The organism is Streptomyces sp. SAJ15, from assembly GCF_007595705.1.
Taxonomy (GTDB): domain Bacteria; phylum Actinomycetota; class Actinomycetes; order Streptomycetales; family Streptomycetaceae; genus Streptomyces.
The window spans coordinates 1-330 of sequence record NZ_NISY01000047.1 but is presented as its reverse complement, the minus strand read 5'-3'; the positions used below and the strand labels follow the sequence as shown (position 1 = coordinate 330).

General features: G+C 72.4%; 1 protein-coding gene. It reads left to right on the top strand.

The genetic code is table 11. The annotated features are described in order from the left end of the window. A partial coding sequence (locus CD790_RS34255; protein ID WP_144387282.1) for a KR domain-containing protein occupies nt 1-330 on the top strand: 330 nt, incomplete at both ends.

Below are 330 nucleotides of genomic sequence, written 5' to 3'. Positions count from 1 at the left end.
ACCACCCACGCCCCCACCGCCGCCCTCAACACCACAGAGCCCCAACTCGCCCTACGCCACGGCACCCTCCACGCCCCCCGACTCACCCGCCTTCCACACCACGGCGCGGATGGCCAGTCGGAAGCGGACGGCGCCTCGGGGCGGTCGGATGTCTCTGAAGGCACGGTACTGATCACCGGCGGTACGGGAGCGCTCGGTTCCCTCGTCGCCCGCCACCTCGCCACCCACCACCACACCCCCCACCTGCTGCTGACCAGCCGCCGCGGACCCGACGCACCCGGCGCCACCCAACTCCACACCGAACTCACCCAACTCGGCGCCCACGTCACC